Here is a 1,140-nt window from a genome sequence, read left to right on the forward strand (position 1 = left end):
CGCGCGCTGGCGGGTCGGTCTGACCGCGCTTACCATCGCCGAATATTTTCGCGACGAGCAGAAACGCAATGTGCTGCTGTTGATGGATAATGTCTTCCGCTTCGTCCAGGCGGGCAGCGAAGTTTCGGGGCTCTTAGGGCGGATGCCGTCGCGGGTCGGCTATCAGCCGACGCTCGCGAGCGAAGTCGCGGCGCTCCAGGAGCGGATCGCCTCGGTCGCGGGCGCATCGGTGACCGCGATCGAAGCGGTCTATGTGCCTGCGGATGATTTCACCGATCCGGCCGTGACGGCGATCTCGGCGCATCTCGACAGCAATGTGCTCCTGTCACGCACGATGGCCGCGGAGGGCATGTACCCGGCGATCGATCCGCTTGCCTCCACCTCGATCCTGCTCGATCCGCTGGTCGTGGGCGAGGACCATTATGCGCTGGCCCAAAAGGTCCGCGAGACGATCGCTCATTATCGCGAGCTGCAGGACATCATCGCGCTGCTCGGCATGGAGGAGCTGGGACAGGAGGATCGGCTGATCGTTGGCCGTGCCCGCCGACTCCAGCGCTTCCTGACGCAGCCTTTTGTCGTAACACAGGCTTTTACAGGCCAGCCCGGACGATCGGTGCCGCTCCACGCCACACTCGATGGCGTGCGCGCTATCCTCGGTGGCGAGACCGACGACTGGCACGAAAGTGCCTTCTATATGGTCGGAGACCTGGAAGAGGCGCGCGGCAAGGTGGGGCCCAAGCCATGAGGCTGCGCATCACTGATCCCACCGCGATCATGGTCGACCGGGAGGTCGCCGCAATCCGCGCCGAGGATGCGACGGGCAGCTTTGGGATCCTGAACGGTCACGCCGATTTCCTGACCGCGCTCGATATCTCGGTCGTCTCCTGGCGCGACATGGACGGGCGCGCCGGCTACTGCGCGGTGCGCAACGGCATTCTGACGGTGAGTGGCGGCAATGACGTCTCGATCGCGACGCGCGAGGCGCATGTCGGCGATGATCTCGACGAACTCGAGACGGTAGTGCTTCTGTAATGGGCCTTTGTTCGTCAAGTCCCTCCGAATGATTATCTCGTCGCCAGGATCATGCTTCTGTCCGTGGTCAGCACGAAGACCGCCACACCATGCCATCAGATCCAGAAC

General features: G+C 63.4%; 2 protein-coding genes. Both read left to right on the forward strand.

All coding sequences use genetic code 11. The features are described from left to right. Positions 1-745, forward strand: a 745-nt coding sequence (locus tag D0Z70_RS24485) for an ATP synthase beta subunit C-terminal domain-containing protein (protein WP_119750808.1), incomplete at its 5' end; no start/stop codon positions are given. Further along, complete coding sequence (locus tag D0Z70_RS24490) at positions 742-1,032, forward strand: hypothetical protein (protein WP_239019135.1); 291 nt, start codon at positions 742-744, stop codon at positions 1,030-1,032. The genes D0Z70_RS24485 and D0Z70_RS24490, both read left to right, overlap by 4 nt. The last annotated feature ends 108 nt before the right edge of the window (positions 1,033-1,140 follow it).

Origin of the sequence: Sphingobium terrigena, assembly GCF_003591655.1 — a bacterium.
GTDB classification, from domain to species: domain Bacteria; phylum Pseudomonadota; class Alphaproteobacteria; order Sphingomonadales; family Sphingomonadaceae; genus Sphingobium; species Sphingobium terrigena.

Excerpts from the sequence above, each read along its gene's own strand:
- D0Z70_RS24490 (WP_239019135.1), top strand. The coding sequence starts at position 742 with ATGAGGCTGCGCATCACTGATCCCACCGCGATCATGGTCGACCGGGAG.